The organism is Bradyrhizobium sp. sGM-13 (assembly GCF_018398875.1).
Classification (GTDB): Bacteria; Pseudomonadota; Alphaproteobacteria; order Rhizobiales; family Xanthobacteraceae; genus Bradyrhizobium.
This window is the reverse complement of the sequence record NZ_JAGWDK010000013.1, coordinates 60184-77653: the sequence shown is the minus strand read 5'-3', so window position 1 is coordinate 77653 and position 17470 is coordinate 60184. Positions and strand designations below refer to the sequence as shown.

The following is a 17470-nucleotide window of genomic DNA, read 5'->3' as shown; positions in this document are numbered from 1 at the left end:
GGGCGAAGCGTGTCAAATAGGCCGAAGAGGTTGGGAATATGCTTGCTTGCGGGATTCACACTCGCTGTCCTGCTTCAGAGCAACATCCAATCAGCTTCTGCACGCGAGATTGACACTCGCGCCCGCTCGGAACGTGTCATTTCCCAGAAACGGGAGGTCTACAAGCGCGCCGCCGCCGCGAACGCGCTTGTTTCCAGTGATGCGCCCATTGAATCGAAACCGGCGCCACAGTCGACTCGAAAGCCGAGATCGGGATCAGCAAAGGGGCCGTACTACGTTGATTTCAGAGCCAGGACGGCGGCGAGCTGGGGACACGCTTTCGTCTGGTTCGGGAAGACAAGCGAGCGAGCAGTTGAAGTCGCGGGCCTTACCCCTGCTGGAGACACTGCAGCTTATGTCCTTGGTCATTTGTTGTGGGTGCCGTCCGAGACCACGGCAAGCTATGGCGATCTTGATCCGCAGTACTTGACCGCTAGTTACCGGGTTTACTTGAATGAGCCGGATGCAAAAAAGGTTTTCGCATACATCAAGAAACTACAGGCGAGTTCACCGGTTTGGAACGCTGAGACAACCAATTGCACTGCGTTTATCGGTAGCATCGCGGAGTTCATGGGACTAAAAGTTCCTCACCGCTGGCAGCGCCCTGAGGAGTACGTCAACAATCTCAAGGCGATGAATAGCGGGCGCCAGATAATCCAGCTGTCGTCACAACAATAGCTCGCGTTCGTCCTTGGCCCTAAGGATGAACTTAGACAGCCTCAGCCCGGTACAGCGTATCGATGGTCACGACACCGATCGCGCGTGACACGCAGGGGCAGATCTTGCGGTTGTCCTGCTTCTGCTGATCGCTGAAGAACACGTCGCGATGATCGATCTCGCCCTCGACGGCCACGACATTCACGGCGCAGACGCCGCACTCCCCGCGCTGGCAGTCCGATATCACCTCGAAGCCGGCGCCGTTCAGCGCATCCAGCATCGAGCTGTTCTGCGGCACGATCAATTCGGTGTTGGTATCCTTCAGCCGCACGCGGAATTCAGCCGTTGGCTTCACGCCGCTTGATCCAAAAGTTTCATAGCGCAGATCGGCGGGCGCTCTACCTGCCTCGTTCCAGGCGCGCCGCGCAGCTTCCAGCATCCGCATCGGTCCGCAGATGACGGCGATGGCGTCGCCCGGCAGTGCGCGGAAGGTGGCTTCGAGATCGAGCCGTGCGCCTTCGTCGGAGGCGTAGACGTTCAGCCGGTCGCCGAGCAGCGCGGAGAGTTCGTCGACGAAGGCTGCATCACCGCGCGATTTCACCGCGTAGTGCAAGGTGACGTCGATATTCCTGCGGTACAGCGCGGCGGCGATACCGGTGATCGGCGTGATGCCGATGCCGCCGGCGATCAGGCAATAATTTCGCCTCGTCCAATCGACATGCAGCAGAGAGCTCGGGTTGCAGATTTCGATCCGCGCGCCAGCTCGCAAATTCCACATGCCGCGCGAGCCGCCGCGGCTGTCCGGCGCCAGCCGCACCGCGATGCGATAAGTGCCGGCATCGTCATTCTCCACCAGCGAATAGGAGCGCCGCGCCGGCTGTCCATCGATCAGCACGGAGACGCCGATATGGCTGCCTGCCGAGTAGGGCGCCACTCGGCCGCTTTCAGGACGCAGGCGGAATTCGCGGACCGTCGGCGTCACGTCGCGGATCGATTCGACGGTGCACCAGCTCCATTGCTCAGCAAAACGCATGGGCTATCTCTATTCGACTGGCGATTTCAAAAGGGCGAGCGCGGGCAGCAAATCGAGATGCGTGCGGTTTCGGATCGCGAGCCGCAGGTTGCGCGCGGCGAGGCGGGAATGTTCGCGCATCACGGCTTCGGCCCGCGCGCCCTCGCGGTTCTCGATCGCATCGACCACGACGCGGTGATGATCCTGCCCGATCAGCAGGATCTGGTGCGCCTCGGGCAGCGCCGACTGCGCCATCACGAACGCGCTTGGCGAAGCGAACGGCAGCGCCGAGACGCGGTCGATCTCCCGGATCAGCGGCGCGCTGGCGGACAATTCGTTCAGCAGCGCGTGAAACCGCGCGTTCATCGTCACATAGGCGGAAAAGGCTTCGACCGAGATCGGGTCCTGCCGAACCAGTTGGTCGAGATCGGCAAGGCACTCCTTGAGCGGCTCAAGGCTACGCGCGCTGACGCCGCGCTCGGCCGCAAAGCGCGCGGCGAGGCCCTCAAGCGTGCCGCGCAACTCGATCGAGTCCAGAATGTCGCGCTCGGTGAATGCTTTCACCATGAAGCCGCCGGACGGGATCGCTTGCAGCAGGCCTTCATCCTCCAGCCGGACCAGCGCCAGCCGCACCGGGGTCCGCGACACGCCGGTGACGTCGACCGCCTGCAGTTCGGAGATGCGTTCGCCCGGGCGCAGCCTCCCGGACAGTATCATGTCACGCAGCGCGAGCTGCGCCCGCACGGTCTGCGACACGGAGCGTTCGGCGTCACGCTCGCTCATTTCCTCACTCCGCAGCCTGCATGGTCTGCGGTGCGCTCTCGCGCGCCACCATCCGGTCGATCACGCGCCGCGCCCACATCGCTCCCGCATCGATGTTGAGATTGTAGAACGTGCGGTCTGGATTCTCGTCCATCGCGCGCTGCTGCGCTTCGAGGATGGTTTCATCCTCGTGGAAGATGTTCGACACGCCTTCGCGAATTTCGGTGGTCAGTTTCTGTTCGGTCGTCCGGTAATTGCGGACGAAGGCCCAGAAGTAATGACAGGTGGTGTCGGTCTCCGGCGTCATGGTGTTGAGCACAAAGCCGTTGACGCCCTGCGAGCGGTCGCCCTCCGGCGCGCCGGTGCCGGCGGGCGCGACGCCAACGTCGATATTGACGGTGCCGGGCGCCTGGAAATGGATGATCTGCCAGCGGTCGACCGGGCCCGGCTTCTGCAACTGCGCGGACCAGAACGGCGGCGCGTCGATACCCTTCATCCAGCGCGTCACGGTGACGGTCTTGTCGCCATGGGTGACGTCGAACGGGGCTTCGGCGACGTGATCATTGCCGATGCTGGAGCCGTGCACGAAGGTTTCGTGGGTGAGGTCCATCAGATTATCGACCACGAGGCGGTAGTCGCATTTGACGTGAATGGTCTTGCCGTCACCCGCCCAGGCGGGGTCGTCGTTCCAGTGCATGTCAGGCACCAGCGCGGGATCGGCCAGTGCCGGGTCGCCCATCCACAGCCAGATGAAGCGATGGCGCTCGACCACCGGGTAGGACCGCACGCAGGCGGAGGGATTGATAGTCTCCTGCGAGGGCATGTAGGTGCAGCGGCCCTGCGCATTGAATTTCAGCCCGTGATAGCCGCAGACGACTGTATCGCCGTCGAGTCGTCCCTTCGAGAGTGGCACCAGACGGTGCCAGCAGGCGTCCTCCAGCGCGCAGACCCGCCCGTTGGACTGGCGGTACATCACGACATGCTTGCCGCAGATCGTGCGCGGAAACAGCGCGCGCTTGATGTCGACGTCCCAGGCGGCGGCGTACCAGGCATTGAGGGGGAATGAGGACGGCATTGATGCACTCCTGACGTTCTGAGTTCAGAGTGTATACAGTACTATAGGCTTTAAGGCAAATTTCAGCAGTCTAGATTATCATAATACCTACAAAGTATACATGGCGCTAAGCCCGCATCAAACAACGCGATTGTCCCCACCGTCGAACTATCGTAAGAATTCTTATTATAAGAATATTCAGCGTATGGGACATGTCAGAGCATCACTCCCGGCCACACAAATCATTGGTCCTGCCGTCGCACCGGGTGCCGGCTCATCTGGCTCGGCGCTTTCATCAAATCTGTCTCGGTGTCACGGCCGAGATTCTCGCGCCCGAAGATCTGACCCCGCTGCTCTGGGGTGTGATGGCGTCGGTCCAGGAGGCCCCGGGAAGCGGCCAGAAAGAGGCTGCAAATCGCATGGGAGTTGACGCGGTCAATTTCGGCCAAATGATCGACGTGCTCGAAGGGAAGGGCCTTGTCGAGCGAAAGATCGATCCCGAAGATCGGCGGTCACGCAAGCTCTATGTCACGGCGCGAGGCACTGACTTGCGCCGCCGCTTGCGTCCCACGTTGCTGTCGGCCCAGGAGCGCCTGCTGGCGCCCTTATCGAAAGCTGAGCGTGCCGCCCTTCTGGATATGCTCGTCCGCGTTATCGAAGCAAATGATTCCTACGCTCGTCCCGGCAACGGACGACGGAAGCCGAAGCGCAAATCGAATCCTGAAACCAAAATGGGAGGTCGCCGTGAAAGCGGTTTGGAAGGCGCTTAGTCGATCGATACCGTCAAATTCTCAAAAAGCCAGCCGTTGCAATACGCGAAGACGGCGTTGCTTCTCAGCCATCTCGGTTTGCGTCGTGGCTCTCGCCTGGTCACTTCCCGCAAGTGCGGATTGGCCTGAACGTCAGGTCAAATTGATTGTAACTTTTCCGGCCGGAAGCGCCAACGATGCGGCGGCTCGAATATTCGCCGATGCTCTCAGCAAAAAATGGGGCAAGCCTGTCGTGGTTGAGGTTAAACCCGGCGCTGAAGGCACCATTGGCGTTGGATCGTTTGTCGCGAGCCGTGACGACCATGCGCTGCTGTATACCGTTGGAGGGTCGATCACTGTGGCACCGTTGCTCGTCGACAAGCTGCCGTACGATGTCAATCAGGATCTGGTGCCAATCGCAGCCACCACTTCGATCGTACTGACCCTTGCTGTGAGCAACCAACTTCCAGTACAGAGCATTCCGGAGCTGATCGCGGTACTGCGATCCAACCCGGAGAAATATGCATGGACGTCCGGGCCGACCTTACCGCGATATGTATTTGCGGCGTTTCTGAAACAAAACGATCTGAAGATGAACTTCGTCAGCTACCGGGACGCTTCGCAACCCCAAGCTGATCTTGGCGAAGGCAGGATACAAGCGCTGCTGACGTCTTTGACGGCGTCCTCCTCACCAGTGCAAGCCGGAAAGGCGCGCTTCCTCGCGGTCGTAAACCCTAGTCGCGCCGCCGCGCTGCCAGAGATCAAGACTGTTCGCGAGCTAGGTCACCCCGAACTTGAAATTGATGGGCTGGCCGGAATTTTTGGTGGCAAGGACATGCCTGCAAATCTGCGAAGCCGAATTGCGGCGGACGTTGCCGCAATCTGTCGGGATGCCGACGTTCGCCGGAAACTGGAAGCAAGCGGCCACAATGTGCTAAGTGGCACGCCCGAGGAACTGATGGGCGCGATAGAAAAGCAACGCGCCTGGGTGAGCGAAATCACGAAACTGATCGATATCCGGAATCCGCAATAATGAGCGATCGGAGATACGATGTCATCGCAAGTATCCGCTCTCAAACTTTTCGACTTGATACAGTCGCACCGTGTGACGGACGTGATCTATGTCGCGGCCAGACTTGGGCTCGCCGAATTGTTGCGGGAGGGACCAAAGTCGCCTGGCGAACTCGCAAAGGCAACCGGCGCGGATGAACGGACGCTTGGACGTCTGCTCACCGCGCTTTCCACCATCGGCATATGCGCGCGGACCGGCGACGGCGGCTATGCGTTGACGGAAGTAGGTGCCTGCCTCGACGGCTCTGCCGAGCACTCGTTCAAGAGCTGGGCCATTCTTGAAGCTGAAATGCTTTCAAAATCCTGGAGCGGAATGCTCGAAACCATCATGACCGGCAAGACTGCCGCGCAGTTGATGGGTCTTTCCAACAGTTTCGATTTGATGGGCCGAAGCCCCGAATATGTCGACAAATTCAATGCCGCGATGGTGGAGCTTACGCGGCTGGTAACGCCGAATGTCCTTCGCTCCTACGATTTCAGCGGGATACGCCACCTGATGGACGTGGGCGGCGGATCCGGCGAATTGCTCGGCCCCATCGCGCAACAAAACCGGAAACTGCGCGGAACTGTTTTCGACCTTCCAAGATGTGCCGAGGCCGCGAGCAAGCATCTCAGGCAGATCGGCGTCGATGACCGCGTGGAATTTGTGGCCGGCGATTTCTTCAAGACCGTGCCGGCGGTCGCCGATGCAATCATTCTCAAGAGCATCATTCACGACTGGGATGATGCGCGCAGTGTCACGATCCTGCAAAACTGTCGCAAGGCGCTCCCGGGCGAAGGCAAGCTGCTTCTGGTGGAACGGCTGATGCCGGAGATGCCAACCATGGCGGACGAAGACCGGGAGCAGGCGCTGAGCGATCTGAACATGCTTCGCGGGCCCGGAGGGCTCGAGCGCACCAAGGGACAATACCGCGAATTGCTCGACCAGAGCGGATTCGATCTGGCCGCGGTTTATCCAGCCGGCCGCTTTAATGTGATGGAGGCTCGTCCCCGCTGACACCGAGTGACGGGATGTACACCCGTCACTCAGAACATCAGCCGGCCAGCTTCAGCCGTAAACGAATGCCTTGTCCTTGAGGTCGATCGCCGGAAATTCGTCCTTTTCCGCCCAGTAGTCCTGATTGTGCTGCCATTCCGGCTTGTCGCCGCGCTTGGGCAGCAGATGCATGCCGCGCATCATGTAGCCAGGATTGAAATTTTCCGGATCGATCCAGGGCAACAGCGGCATGTTGTGGTCTTCGGGACGAAGCTGCGGCGTTACCTTTTTCGCGCCGGTCTTTTTCATGTGCGAGAGCAGCCGGCAGACGAAGTCGGCAACGAGATCGACGCGCAGCGTCCAGCTCGCGCGGAAATAGCCGAACACCCAGACGAGGTTCGGCACGCCCGTGAACATCATGCCGCGATAGGTCACGGTATCGGCGAAGTCGAGCGGCTTGCCATCGATGGCAAACTCGATGTCGCCGGTAGCGCAGAGGTTAAAGCCGGTCGCGGTGATGATGATGTCGGCTTCCAGCTCCTTGCCGGATTTCAGCAGGATGCCCTTTTCGGTGAAGCTCTCGATCTCGTCGGTGACGACGGAGGCCTTGCCGGACTTGATACCCTGGAACAGGTCTCCATCAGGAATGAAGGCGATGCGCTGCCGCCACGGCCGGTATTTTGGCGTGAAGTGCGTTGCGATGTCGTAGTCCTTGCCGAGATAGGCTTCGACCGCCGACAACAAATCCTTCTTGGCCGCTTCCGGCTCATTGAACGTCTTGCGGGTGAAGGCGTCCTGGTCGAACAGGATTTTCCGTCGTGTGATTTCGTGAATCCAGGTTTCGTCGACCTGCAGCTTCCGCAGCTCCTCGGCGATCTCGATCGCGTTGCGCCCGGTGCGAAAATACGTGGGCGAACGCTGCAGCATCGTGACGTGCGCGCAATCGGGAGCCAGCGCCGGGATCAGCGTCGCCGCGGTCGCGCCCGAGCCGATCACGACGACGCGCTTGTTCTTGTAGTCGAGGTCTTCAGGCCATTTCTGTGGATGAACGATCGGTCCCTTGAACTTGGCCATGTCCTTCCACTCCGGCGTATAGCCCTCGGTGTGGCGGTAATAGCCCTGACACATCCAGAAGAAATTGGCGGTGAAGCGCAGCCTCTCGCCAGTGTCGGTGCGCGTGGCTTCGATGGTCCAGAGGTTTTCCTCGCTCGACCATCTCGCTGAAGTGATGGTGTGCCGGTAGCGGATGTGAGGAGCGAGATCGTTTTCCTCGATCACCTCGCCCATGTATTTCAGGATTTCCGCGGCGCTCGCGATCGGCGCTGTTGTCCACGGCTTGAAGCGGTAGCCGAAGGTGTGCAGGTCGCTGTCGGAGCGGATGCCGGGATAGCGGTGGGTGGTCCAGGTGCCGCCGAAGGTTTTTTGCGCTTCCAGCGCCACGAACGTCGTTCCCGGGCACTGCGTGGTGAGGTGATAGGCCGCTCCCACGCCGGAGATGCCGGCGCCGGCGATCAGGACGTCGAAATGCTCGGTCGTGCGGAGCGACGTTGCGTCGATCTGGCTTTGAACGTTCATCTTCCCTGTTCTTTTTTCGTTGGTCGTGTTCTGAAAGCAAAACGCCAGAACCTCAGGTTCTGGCGTCGCGGTCGTCAGCGAATTACACTTCGCGTCGGCTGAGAAACGCCAGCCGCTCGAACAGGTGCACGTCCTGCTCGTTCTTCAAAAGTGCGCCATGCAGCGGCGGGATCAGCTTGCGCGGATCGCGCTCCCTCAGCATTTCCGGCGTGATGTCCTCGTTGAGCAGCAGCTTGAGCCAGTCGAGCAGCTCCGAGGTCGAGGGCTTCTTCTTCAGGCCCGGCACTTCGCGCACTTCGAAGAAGATGCGCAAGGCTTCTTCCACCAGGCGCTTCTTGATGCCGGGGAAGTGCACGTCGACGATCCGGCCCATGGTGTCGGCGTCCGGAAACTTGATGTAGTGGAAGAAGCAGCGGCGCAGGAACGCGTCCGGCAGTTCCTTTTCGTTGTTCGAGGTGATCATCACGATCGGGCGCAGGCTCGCCTTGATGTTCTCGCCGGTCTCGTAGACGAAGAACTCCATGCGATCGAGTTCGAGCAGGAGGTCGTTCGGAAACTCGATGTCGGCCTTGTCGATCTCGTCGATCAGAAGCACCGGGCGCTTGTCGTGGGTAAAGGCTTCCCACAATTTGCCGCGCTTGATGTAGTTGGAGATGTCGGATACGCGGGGGTCGCCGAGTTGGCTGTCGCGCAGGCGCGACACTGCGTCGTATTCGTAAAGGCCCTGCTGCGCCTTGGTGGTCGACTTGATGTGCCAGGTCAGAAGCGGCGCGCCGAGCGCTTTCGCAACTTCTTCCGCCAGCACGGTCTTGCCGGTGCCGGGCTCGCCCTTGATCAGCAGCGGGCGCTCGAGCACGATCGAGGCGTTGACGGCGACCTTGAGGTCGTCCGTGGCGACATAGTCCTTGGTGCCGGTAAATTTCATCTATCCGTTTGCCTTGTTGTCGTTCGTCAGCCGCTCGCGGCCTGAACAGTAAACGACCGCCGGTCCGGCGGTCGCGATTGGAGTTGCTGCAGCTTCGTCAGCGTCTGATCAGTGACAGGATCACCAGGATGATCACCGCGCCGATCGTGGCGTTGACGATATCGCGGACCCAGCCTGCGCCGAGGCTAACGCCGAGCTGCGGCAACAGCCAGCTCGCCAGCAGCGCGCCGATGATGCCGATCACGATATTGCCGATCAGCCCGAAGCCTGCGCCGCGCACGATCAACCCGGCAAGCCAGCCCGCAATACCGCCAATGACCAGCGCCGCTACGATTCCCATTGAATTTCCCCTGCCGGAATAAGCCTTTTGCAGGTCAATTGTAATTGAAAAACCCACCCGGTCTAGGTCTGACAGCTATGCGCCGGCCTTTGACAGGCTCTGGCCCTTGACGTGTGCCGCCCGGCGGGCAATCTGTATCCCATGTTCCTGCAATTCTTCACATCGTTGCGCGACGCGCAGGTCCCGGTGACGCTGCGCGAATATCTGACTCTGATGGAGGCGCTCGACGCCGACCTTGCCGATCAGACGGTGGAGAATTTCTACTATCTCTCCCGCGCCGCTTTGGTGAAGGACGAGCGCAACCTCGACAAGTTCGACCGCGTCTTCGGTACCGTGTTCAAGGGGCTGGAAAGCCTGCTGGACGCCATGGAGAAGGCGGACATTCCCGCCGAATGGTTGAAGAAGCTCGCGGAAAAATACCTCACCGAGGAAGAGAAGAAGCAGATCGAGGCGATGGGCTGGGACAAGCTCATGGAGACGCTTCGCCAGCGCCTGAAGGAACAGCAGGGCCGCCATCAGGGCGGCAACAAGTGGATCGGCACGGCGGGCACCTCGCCATTCGGCGCCTATGGCTACAATCCCGAAGGCGTCAGGATCGGGCAGGAGAAGAACCGCAACAACCGCGCGGTGAAGGTGTGGGACAAGCGGGAGTTCAAAGATCTCGACGGCAATGTCGAGCTTGGCATCCGCAACATCAAGATCGCGCTGCGCCGCCTGCGCAAATTCGCCCGCACCGGCGCGCCCGACGAACTCGATTTGGACACGACGATCAGGGAAACCGCCAACCACGGCTATCTCGACGTGCACATGCGCCCCGAGCGGCGCAACGCGGTGAAGGTTTTGGTGTTCTTCGACATCGGCGGCTCGATGGATTCCCATATCGAGCAGGTCGAGGAGTTGTTCTCGGCCGCCAAGTCCGAGTTCAAGCACATGGAATATTTTTACTTCCACAACTGCCTCTATGAAGGCGTGTGGAAGCAGAACAAGCGTCGCTTCACCGACCGCACGCCGACTTGGGACGTGCTGCACAAATATCCGCACGATTACAAGGTGGTGTTCGTCGGCGACGCCTCGATGTCACCGTATGAGATCATGGTGCCTGGCGGCTCGGTCGAGCATGTGAACGAGGAAGCCGGCGCGGTCTGGCTGGAGCGCATCACGCGGACCTATCCGCATACGGTGTGGCTCAATCCGGTGGCGCAGAAGCACTGGGACTATTCGGAATCCACCACCATCATCCGCCGGCTGCTTTCCGATCGCATGTATCCGATCACGATCGAAGGCCTCGAAGCCGCGATGAAGGAATTGGTGCGGTAACGGCTTTCGCGCCCCGGATGCAGCGCAGCGCGCCAGCGATGCGCTGCAGAGCCGGGGCCCATCGGTTGGCCGCGATGTAGGTCCCGGCTCTGCGTCGCGTCACTCCGTGCCGCGCCGCGTCCGGGACACGCGAGGGCAGGCACAAGCATAAAGAGGTAACAAATGCCCCAGACCATTCACCGCGGCATCAAATCCCTGATCGACGAAGCCAATGCCGAGATCGAGACTGTCAGCGCCGCTGAGGCCATCAAGGCCGCGCAGGATCCGGGCGTCGTGATCGTCGATATCCGCGATCCCCGCGAGATCGAACGCGAGGGCAAGATTCCCGGCGCGTTCTCCTGCACGCGCGGCATGCTGGAATTCTGGATCGATCCGCAAAGCCCCTATGCCAAACCGATCTTCCAGGAAGACAAGAAGTTCATCTTCCACTGCGCCGGCGGCATGCGCTCGGCGCTCGCGGCCAAGACCGCGCAGGACATGGGCCTGAAGCCAGTTGCGCATATGGGCGGCGGCTTCGCCGCCTGGCGCGACGCTGGCGGTCCGGTCGAGAAGTGGGAGCCGAAGAAGAAGGGGTAGTGTTGCCCGTGTCATTCCGGGGCGATGCGAAGCATCGAACTATGGTGCGCAATTGCGCACCTGAGAATCTCGAGATTCCGGGTCTGGTCCTTCGGACCATCCCGGAATGACAGCAAGGATTTTGTCATGACCACCACTGACCCGCTCGTCTCCACCGAATGGCTCGCCGCGCACCTGAACGATCCCAACGTCAAGATCGTCGATGCCACGTTCAAGATGCCGGGCGTGATGCCGGTGCCGAAGGACGACTATCTCGCCGCGCATATTCCGGGCGCGGTGTTCTTTGACGTCGATGCGGTGTCCGACCATTCCAATCCGCTGCCGCACATGTTTCCTCCCGCCGAGCAATTCGGCCGTGACGTCGGCGCGCTTGGGATCGGCAATGACGACACCATCGTCGTCTATGATTCCGGCGGCTGGGTCGCTGCAGCCCGGGTGTGGTGGATGTTTCTGTCGTTCGGCAAGGACGTGCGCGTGCTCGATGGCGGCCTGAAGAAGTGGGTCGCGGAAGGCCGTAAGGTCGATAGCGGGCAGGTGACGCCGAAGCCTTCGACGTTCAAGGCGACGTTCGATGCCCGGCGCACGCGCAGCATGCAGCAATTGGTCGAAAACCTCGCGAGCCGCGCCGAGCAGGTGATCGATGCGCGCGCCAATGAACGCTATCAGGGCAAGGTCGCCGAGCCGCGGCCGGGACTTCGCTCCGGGCACATCCCGGGTAGCCTCAACCTGCCCTACAACAATCTGTTCGATGCCGCGACCGGCACGATGAAGCCGCTCGAAGAGTTGCAGGCGGCGTTCTCAGGCGCCGGCGTGAAGCTTGACGCACCCATCGTCACGAGTTGCGGATCCGGCGTCAGCGCCGCCGTGCTGACGCTGGCGCTCTATCGTCTCGGCGTCGAGAACCCGGCGCTCTATGATGGCTCGTGGACGGAGTGGGGCGCAGCCGACGGCCCGCCGGTCGCGACCGGCCCGGCCTGATCCTCAAATTTTGGACGTTACCTCGTCGCGCTCGTCATCGGGAGCGGAAAGAACGGATTGGGTTGCTGCTGCTGCAGAGTCAGCGCTGCCTCACGTGCCAAACGTGCGCGGCGCGCCGCCGCAATTCGCCGCTTTTCCCGGGCCCGCTGTGCAGCCTGCTTCTTGATTGCGCTGCGATCCGGCTTCGCTTCCGTGGTCGTGGCTGATGTCTTTTCATCGATGAGGACGGCGGGACCGCCGAGCGTCGCGATCCGGGTCACAGTGGCATTGTCTTCAAGTGACGGCGCATCCGTTGCCGGCGCCGCGGGAGGCGAGGCGGCAGCGGCGGTGTGCTCCGGCTCAGGGGCGGCGACGAGCTTCACTTCCGCACCGGGAGCGGGTGCCTCGGTTTGGGCCGCGGAAGCCGGAGCAACCGGTGTCTCCGCAATCATTTCCGGCTCTGCCGGCGTCACTGAAGCCAATTTCTCGGGCTCCGCCGGACTGATGTCTGGAGTCTGCGCGGTCGATGCCGGTGCCTCCGAGGCTGCTTCCGGAACGGCGGCGGCCGCGACATTGTCGGCTAGGACATTGTCGACCGGCCTCTCCGCGACAGGTGGGTCGACGCGCAGCAACGCCAGGCTCGGCAGCGGGTCACCGTTCGGGCGGGCGAACATCGGTTCGGGCGCCGCCCGTCGCGAGGGAAGATTGGCGAATTCCTCATGCGCAGCCCGCAACAGGGCCGCAGCGCCAAGACCAAAAACCAGGATCGACATCGACAGCACGATCGCGATGAACAAAAAACGAAAGCCGGGAAGCATGGACTCGGGTTCCACCCTCCTTGATCTCTGAGGGTTATTGCTTGCTAAGGGAACGCGGTGACCACTGGGCGGGCCGGATGCGGCGGAGGGTGGGGCGCGCGCGAATCAGGCCGATTTGAGAGTATCTCAATGCCCGGTGGCTTTTTGTTACAAAATCTGCGGTTCGACGTTCGCGCACACCCGCCGACGGCGATTTCCGCCGTCCTGAGGCATCTTTGCCGCAGCTTGGCTGCGATCACACGCACCTTGGCTGCGATCACAAATGACTGGTTTAGGCCGAATTTCGCGGATTTGTCTTGAATGCGCCGCGATCTTCCGTCATCTGCCGTTAACCGTCCGGTGGGGCTTGGGGTCTATACAAAGGCGATGATGAACAACCGCATTTTGACGATTTGTGCCGCCATTGCCGCTGGCATGGCGGGAACTTCGCTCGCCCATGCGCAGAGCTATCCGTCAGCTCCCGGCCAGGTCTATTCGGCGGCGCCAGGACCGTACGTGCCCGGTGGCTATGCGGTTGACGAACGACACCCCGGCGAACCTGATTTCGACGCATTGGAGGACGACGAGGCGCCGAACGCGCCGAGTTCGGCGGCGTTGCCGCCGCCCGGCCCGGTGCTGTCGCCCAGCGATCCCCGCTATGGCCGCCCGGCGCCCGCCCCGGTGTATTCGGACCGCGGCGCGCCGTTGCCCACGGGCCCCATCCTTTCTCCGGACGACCCGCGCTATGGCCGTCCGGCCGCTGGCCCGGCCTATTCGGACCGTGGCGCCGCGACGCCAACGGGCCCGATCCTTTCGCCCGACGATCCGCGTTACGGCCGCCCGGCCGGTCCGCCGCCGGTGATCTATGCGGACCGTCCGCCCGGTTCGCAGCAGCCGGTCTATTCGGATCGCGGCGATAGCCGCATTCCCGGCGCCGGTATCGTCTATCCGAACGACGACCGCGCCGGCCTGCGCCCGCCGGGGGCCATCGGCGCCGCACCGGCGGCCGCGCCCGCCGCCACTGGCGCGCTCCCGCAGTCGCAGCAACCCGCCGTTGGAGCTGATGGCAAGCCGGTGCAACTCGCCGCGCTGCCGCCGGAAGAGCAGCCGGAAGTCGGCCCTGCGCAGCTTCCGCCGCATCTGCGCCGCCAGGAAGTGGCCTTCACGACCAAGGAGCCCGCGGGCACCATCGTGGTCGATACCGCCAATACCCATCTCTATTACGTCCTCGGTGGCGGACGCGCGATTCGCTACGGCGTCCGCGTCGGCCGCGACGGCTTCACCTGGAACGGCGTGCAGAAGATCAGCCGCAAGGCCGAGTGGCCGGACTGGCATCCGCCGACCGAGATGATCGAGCGCCAGCCCTATCTGCCGCGCTTCATGGCTGGCGGCCCCGGCAATCCGCTCGGCGCACGTGCAATGTATCTGGGTTCGACCATCTACCGCATCCACGGCACCAACCAGCCTTCGACGATCGGCAAGTTCGTCTCCTCGGGCTGCATCGGCATGCTGAACGAGGACGTCTCCGACCTGTTCGAGCGCGCCAAGGTCGGTACCCGCGTAGTCGTGTTGCCGGGCAGCCCGCCGCCCGCCAACGTCGCAAACGCGTCGGCCGCCCCGCCCGCCGCTGGCCCGGCTGCCGCAGCAGCCCCCCGACCGGCTCAGGCCCAACTGGCGCCCGCTTCCGGTGCGCAGCCGGCGGTGGTGCCGCCGCTGCCCGCGCCGGTCACGATTCGGTAAGAATCTGAGTCACGACGACGTTTCGAAGGCGCGCCGACGGCGCGCCTTTTTCGTTGTCGATGCGCGCACGATGCGGCTTGGCCTTTGCGGAACAAGTCCGGATGAACAGGGGCCTTCAGCCACATCCGCGCGCTTGAATTCACATTTCAATCGACTACCTGCCGGCCAGAAATTTTGGGGCAGCAGCAGGAGGATTCGGCATGCGGATTTTTGTTGCAGGCGCCACTGGCGCTGTAGGCCGTCCACTACTTGCCGCCCTGATTGCGGCCGGTCATTCCGTCGTTGGCACGACGCGAACGGCGGCGAAGGCCGAGATCATCAGACGGATGGGCGCGGAACCTGTGATCGCCGATGGGCTCGACGCGCCGGCCATTCGCGCCGCAGTGCGTGCAGCGAAGCCGGATGTCATCATCGATGAGATGACCGATCTCGCAGGGGTCACGGATCTCAGGCATTTCGATCGCGCGTTCGCTACCACCAATCGATTGCGCACGCAGGGCACCGATTTTCTGTTGGCAGCCGCACGCGAGGCCGGCGTCAAGCGCTTCATCGCCCAGAGCTTCTGTGGCTGGACCTACGAACCGATCAAGGCCGAGGCCGATCCGCTCGATTTCAATCCGCCGGAGGAACTGCGCCGCACGCTGGACGCGATTCAGTATCTGGAGGACGCCGTCACCAGCTCGGCGAATCTCGAAGGCATCGTCTTGCGATACGGATCGTTCTACGGGCCGGACACGGGCATGCTGTCGCGTGCGATGATCGAACAGGTGCGCCGCCGCCGCGTGCCGCTGATCGGCGGTGGTGGCGGACGGTGGTCGTTCATCCACGTCGATGACGCGGCTGCCGCGACTGTTGCTGCCATCGAGCGCGGCACATCAGGCGAAATCTACAACATCGTCGACGATGAACCGGCGCCGGTCAGCGAATGGCTGCCTGCGCTTGCCACGCTGGTCGGAGCTAGGCCCCCCATTCGCGTGCCGGCCTGGCTTGGTCGGTTGTTCGCCGGCGAGCACCTGGTTTCGATGATGACCGACGTGCAGGCAAGCTCCAACGCCAAGGCCAGGCGGGAGCTGGGCTGGCAGCCGGCGCATCCGTCGTGGCGTCAGGGATTTGCAGAGGTTGTCAGCGGCGCAACCGCGCAGCACGCAGCGTAAACGTGACTAAAGCATGATGAAATTAGATTTGATTGCGACCACGCAGAAGGTGCGCTCCCTCTCCCGCTTGCGGGGGAGGGCTGGGGTGGGGGTGTCTCGGCGGGTGACACTGCCCGAGTGGAGAGAGCCCCCACCCGACGCTTCGCCATAGCCGAGGCTTTGCCTCGGCATCTCAGAGGACGGCCACCGAAGGTGGCCTACGCCTCCCCCGCAAGCGGGAGAGGTAAAGCGCCTGCGGCTAACTCATCTGACCAAAAATCATCATGCGTTAAGCCAGCCGCTGCTTCGGCTCGCCCTTGAACCAGGCATCGATGCCCTCGACCATCTGCTGATAGTGGTTTCGAAAGCTGTCCTCGGTGACGTAGCCGAGATGCGGCGTCAGCACCATGTTATCGAGCTTGCGGAAAGGATGGTCGACCGGCAGCGGCTCGACCGAGAACACGTCGATGCCGGCGCCTGCGATCTTCCTTTGCGTCAGCGCTTCCAACAGCGCGCCCTCGTCGGCGATCGGCCCGCGCGCGGTGTTGACGAGATAGGCGGTTGGCTTCATCCGCGCGAGGTCATCACGCCCCACCAGCCCGCGCGTGCGCTGGCTCAGCACCACATGGATGGTGACGATGTCGGCGGTCGAGAACAGCTCTTCCTTGCTCACATAAGTGACGCCGACCTCCTTGCATTTTTCAGCCGTCAGGTTCTGGCTCCAGGCGATCACGTTCATGCCGAAGGCCTGCGCCAGTTTCGATACTTTGGTGCCGAGCTTGCCGAGGCCGATCACCCCGAGCGTGCGGCCCTCGATTTCCATGCCGACATGGGCCTGCAACGGCTCGCCGGCATGCATGCGGGCGTTCTCGCGGCCGATATTGCGGGTCAGCTCCAGGATCAGGCCCATGGTCAGCGGCGCCGTCGGGTCGCGGCCCCATTGCGTGCCGCACAGCACCACCTTGTGGTCCTTGGCGGCCTCCATATCGATGGCGGCATTGCGCAGGCCCGAGGTGATCAGGAGTTTTAGATTGGGCAGACCTGCAAACATGGTGCGCGGGAACGGGGTGCGCTCGCGCATCGCGCAGATGATCTCGAAATCCTTGAGCGCGGCGGCTGCGGCTTCGGCCGTGGCAAACGGCTGGTTGAACACCGTGACGTCGACGCGGTGGGTGACCTTGGACCAGTCGGCGACCTTAAGCGCCACATTGAGATAGTCGTCGAGGATTGCACAGCGCAGCCGCGTCATTTGAGAGGTCCGTTGATGGCGAGGATGACGGCGGGAAACGCGTCGGGAAGGTCGCCATGGTTGCGCGCAATCAGTAGCGGCGCAAGCGGACTAAACGCAGGGCAGGCTCAATGCAGGGCAGGCTCAAAACCAGGAAATCTCAGTTCGAATGGCCGAGATGCTTGGCGCGCCAGGCCGGTCCCGGACCGCGCATATAGTGCAGTTCCGGGCGGTAGGGGTTGAACGCCTTGGCCACGAACTGGCGCCAGAAAGCGCGGAGTTCTGCCAACGGTTTCGCCAGTCCGGCGTGTGGATGAGCCGGGGCGGAAAGGGATGCCAAACCGATCGTAGCCATGACGCAGGCCCTTGTTTTCAAGACGCCTTTTTCGGCGCTGAAGACGAGTTTTCGCCTGATTTACTAAAAAATAGTTTCAATTGTCGGGATCTCGGCGGACATGGTGACCATCCCGTATTCATCCGTGGTGAACGGATGGAAAACGCCCCTGCCGCGGTTGCCCTTTGGGGGCCGCGCCGCTACATCAGCGGCAGCAAATTTCCGTAA

The 17470-nt window shown here is 62.2% G+C and carries 18 protein-coding genes; 9 read left to right on the top strand and 9 right to left on the bottom strand.

Features of this window, described 5'->3' with window-relative positions; genetic code table 11:
* Positions 1-9 precede the first annotated feature (9 nt).
* Positions 10-717 carry a hypothetical protein gene (locus KJQ96_RS21015; RefSeq protein WP_213288447.1) on the top strand — a complete coding sequence of 236 codons (708 nt, stop codon included), beginning with the start codon at positions 10-12 and terminating at the stop codon, positions 715-717.
* Between the two features lie 31 nt (positions 718-748).
* On the opposite strand, the gene KJQ96_RS21010 is transcribed toward KJQ96_RS21015, so the two are convergent.
* Genes KJQ96_RS21010 through KJQ96_RS21000 form a run of 3 tightly spaced genes read right to left on the bottom strand, consistent with a single transcriptional unit; the run spans position 749 to position 3545 of the window.
* Positions 749-1729: a PDR/VanB family oxidoreductase gene (locus KJQ96_RS21010; RefSeq protein WP_213288446.1), complete on the bottom strand. Its 981-nt coding sequence runs from the start codon at positions 1727-1729 to the stop codon at positions 749-751.
* 9 nt (positions 1730-1738) lie between these two features.
* Positions 1739-2491: a GntR family transcriptional regulator gene (locus KJQ96_RS21005; RefSeq protein ID WP_213253809.1), complete on the bottom strand. Its 753-nt coding sequence runs from the start codon at positions 2489-2491 to the stop codon at positions 1739-1741.
* A 4-nt stretch (positions 2492-2495) separates the two neighbouring features.
* Entirely contained in the window at positions 2496-3545 is a 1050-nt protein-coding gene (locus tag KJQ96_RS21000; RefSeq protein ID WP_213288445.1) for an aromatic ring-hydroxylating dioxygenase subunit alpha, read from the bottom strand.
* A gap of 224 nt (positions 3546-3769) precedes the next feature.
* Between KJQ96_RS21000 and KJQ96_RS20995 the strand changes: the two genes are divergently transcribed.
* From KJQ96_RS20995 to KJQ96_RS20985, 3 genes are all read left to right on the top strand, one after another.
* Entirely contained in the window at positions 3770-4294 is a 525-nt protein-coding gene (locus tag KJQ96_RS20995; protein WP_213288444.1) for a MarR family winged helix-turn-helix transcriptional regulator, read from the top strand.
* Positions 4295-4379: 85 nt separating this feature from the next.
* Entirely contained in the window at positions 4380-5306 is a 927-nt protein-coding gene (locus KJQ96_RS20990; protein WP_309142446.1) for a tripartite tricarboxylate transporter substrate binding protein, read from the top strand.
* Positions 5307-5324: 18 nt separating this feature from the next.
* Entirely contained in the window at positions 5325-6341 is a 1017-nt protein-coding gene (locus tag KJQ96_RS20985; RefSeq protein WP_213288442.1) for a methyltransferase, read from the top strand.
* 51 nt (positions 6342-6392) lie between these two features.
* Here the strand turns inward: KJQ96_RS20985 and KJQ96_RS20980 are convergent, their stop codons facing one another.
* The 3 genes from KJQ96_RS20980 to KJQ96_RS20970 all read right to left on the bottom strand — a co-directional run bounded on the left by KJQ96_RS20980 (position 6393) and on the right by KJQ96_RS20970 (position 9160).
* Positions 6393-7895: an NAD(P)/FAD-dependent oxidoreductase gene (locus KJQ96_RS20980; RefSeq protein ID WP_213288441.1), complete on the bottom strand. Its 1503-nt coding sequence runs from the start codon at positions 7893-7895 to the stop codon at positions 6393-6395.
* A gap of 82 nt (positions 7896-7977) precedes the next feature.
* Entirely contained in the window at positions 7978-8820 is an 843-nt protein-coding gene (locus tag KJQ96_RS20975; protein WP_057836460.1) for a MoxR family ATPase, read from the bottom strand.
* Between the two features lie 97 nt (positions 8821-8917).
* Positions 8918-9160 (bottom strand): GlsB/YeaQ/YmgE family stress response membrane protein, encoded by a 243-nt coding sequence (locus tag KJQ96_RS20970; RefSeq protein ID WP_213288440.1) that lies wholly within the window; start codon positions 9158-9160, stop codon positions 8918-8920.
* A 141-nt stretch (positions 9161-9301) separates the two neighbouring features.
* Between KJQ96_RS20970 and KJQ96_RS20965 the strand changes: the two genes are divergently transcribed.
* The 3 genes from KJQ96_RS20965 to sseA all read left to right on the top strand — a co-directional run bounded on the left by KJQ96_RS20965 (position 9302) and on the right by sseA (position 12031).
* On the top strand, positions 9302-10477 hold the full coding sequence (locus KJQ96_RS20965) for a VWA domain-containing protein (RefSeq protein ID WP_028347038.1): 1176 nt from the start codon (positions 9302-9304) through the stop codon (positions 10475-10477).
* Between the two features lie 162 nt (positions 10478-10639).
* A complete protein-coding gene (locus KJQ96_RS20960; RefSeq protein WP_213288439.1) occupies positions 10640-11053 on the top strand; it encodes a rhodanese-like domain-containing protein in 414 nt (137 codons plus the stop codon).
* Positions 11054-11179: 126 nt separating this feature from the next.
* On the top strand, positions 11180-12031 hold the full coding sequence (sseA, locus tag KJQ96_RS20955; protein WP_213288438.1) for a 3-mercaptopyruvate sulfurtransferase: 852 nt from the start codon (positions 11180-11182) through the stop codon (positions 12029-12031).
* A 17-nt stretch (positions 12032-12048) separates the two neighbouring features.
* On the opposite strand, the gene KJQ96_RS20950 is transcribed toward sseA, so the two are convergent.
* Positions 12049-12828: a hypothetical protein gene (locus KJQ96_RS20950; RefSeq protein WP_213288437.1), complete on the bottom strand. Its 780-nt coding sequence runs from the start codon at positions 12826-12828 to the stop codon at positions 12049-12051.
* 366 nt (positions 12829-13194) lie between these two features.
* Here KJQ96_RS20950 and KJQ96_RS20945 point away from each other — a divergent pair, with 366 nt between their 5' ends.
* Positions 13195-14547, top strand: coding sequence for a L,D-transpeptidase (locus tag KJQ96_RS20945; protein ID WP_213288533.1), 1353 nt, complete (start codon positions 13195-13197; stop codon positions 14545-14547).
* Between the two features lie 200 nt (positions 14548-14747).
* Positions 14748-15701 (top strand): NAD(P)-dependent oxidoreductase, encoded by a 954-nt coding sequence (locus tag KJQ96_RS20940; protein WP_213288436.1) that lies wholly within the window; start codon positions 14748-14750, stop codon positions 15699-15701.
* Between the two features lie 268 nt (positions 15702-15969).
* Here the strand turns inward: KJQ96_RS20940 and KJQ96_RS20935 are convergent, their stop codons facing one another.
* Positions 15970-16929, bottom strand: coding sequence for a D-2-hydroxyacid dehydrogenase family protein (locus tag KJQ96_RS20935; protein WP_213288435.1), 960 nt, complete (start codon positions 16927-16929; stop codon positions 15970-15972).
* A gap of 139 nt (positions 16930-17068) precedes the next feature.
* A complete protein-coding gene (locus tag KJQ96_RS40305) occupies positions 17069-17263 on the bottom strand; it encodes a hypothetical protein (protein WP_249734291.1) in 195 nt (64 codons plus the stop codon).
* Between the last annotated feature and the right edge of the window lie 207 nt (positions 17264-17470).

Excerpts from the sequence above, each read along its gene's own strand:
- KJQ96_RS20935 (WP_213288435.1), bottom strand. The coding sequence starts at position 16,929 with ATGACGCGGCTGCGCTGTGCAATCCTCGACGACTATCTCAATGTGGCG.
- KJQ96_RS20965 (WP_028347038.1), top strand. The coding sequence starts at position 9,302 with ATGTTCCTGCAATTCTTCACATCGTTGCGCGACGCGCAGGTCCCGGTG.
- KJQ96_RS20980 (WP_213288441.1), bottom strand. The coding sequence starts at position 7,895 with ATGAACGTTCAAAGCCAGATCGACGCAACGTCGCTCCGCACGACCGAG.
- KJQ96_RS20975 (WP_057836460.1), bottom strand. The coding sequence starts at position 8,820 with ATGAAATTTACCGGCACCAAGGACTATGTCGCCACGGACGACCTCAAG.
- KJQ96_RS21005 (WP_213253809.1), bottom strand. The coding sequence starts at position 2,491 with ATGAGCGAGCGTGACGCCGAACGCTCCGTGTCGCAGACCGTGCGGGCG.
- KJQ96_RS40305 (WP_249734291.1), bottom strand. The coding sequence starts at position 17,263 with ATGGCTACGATCGGTTTGGCATCCCTTTCCGCCCCGGCTCATCCACAC.
- KJQ96_RS20945 (WP_213288533.1), top strand. The coding sequence starts at position 13,195 with ATGATGAACAACCGCATTTTGACGATTTGTGCCGCCATTGCCGCTGGC.
- KJQ96_RS20950 (WP_213288437.1), bottom strand. The coding sequence starts at position 12,828 with ATGCTTCCCGGCTTTCGTTTTTTGTTCATCGCGATCGTGCTGTCGATG.
- sseA (WP_213288438.1), top strand. The coding sequence starts at position 11,180 with ATGACCACCACTGACCCGCTCGTCTCCACCGAATGGCTCGCCGCGCAC.
- KJQ96_RS20960 (WP_213288439.1), top strand. The coding sequence starts at position 10,640 with ATGCCCCAGACCATTCACCGCGGCATCAAATCCCTGATCGACGAAGCC.
- KJQ96_RS21010 (WP_213288446.1), bottom strand. The coding sequence starts at position 1,729 with ATGCGTTTTGCTGAGCAATGGAGCTGGTGCACCGTCGAATCGATCCGC.
- KJQ96_RS20985 (WP_213288442.1), top strand. The coding sequence starts at position 5,325 with ATGTCATCGCAAGTATCCGCTCTCAAACTTTTCGACTTGATACAGTCG.
- KJQ96_RS21000 (WP_213288445.1), bottom strand. The coding sequence starts at position 3,545 with ATGCCGTCCTCATTCCCCCTCAATGCCTGGTACGCCGCCGCCTGGGAC.
- KJQ96_RS20970 (WP_213288440.1), bottom strand. The coding sequence starts at position 9,160 with ATGGGAATCGTAGCGGCGCTGGTCATTGGCGGTATTGCGGGCTGGCTT.
- KJQ96_RS20940 (WP_213288436.1), top strand. The coding sequence starts at position 14,748 with ATGCGGATTTTTGTTGCAGGCGCCACTGGCGCTGTAGGCCGTCCACTA.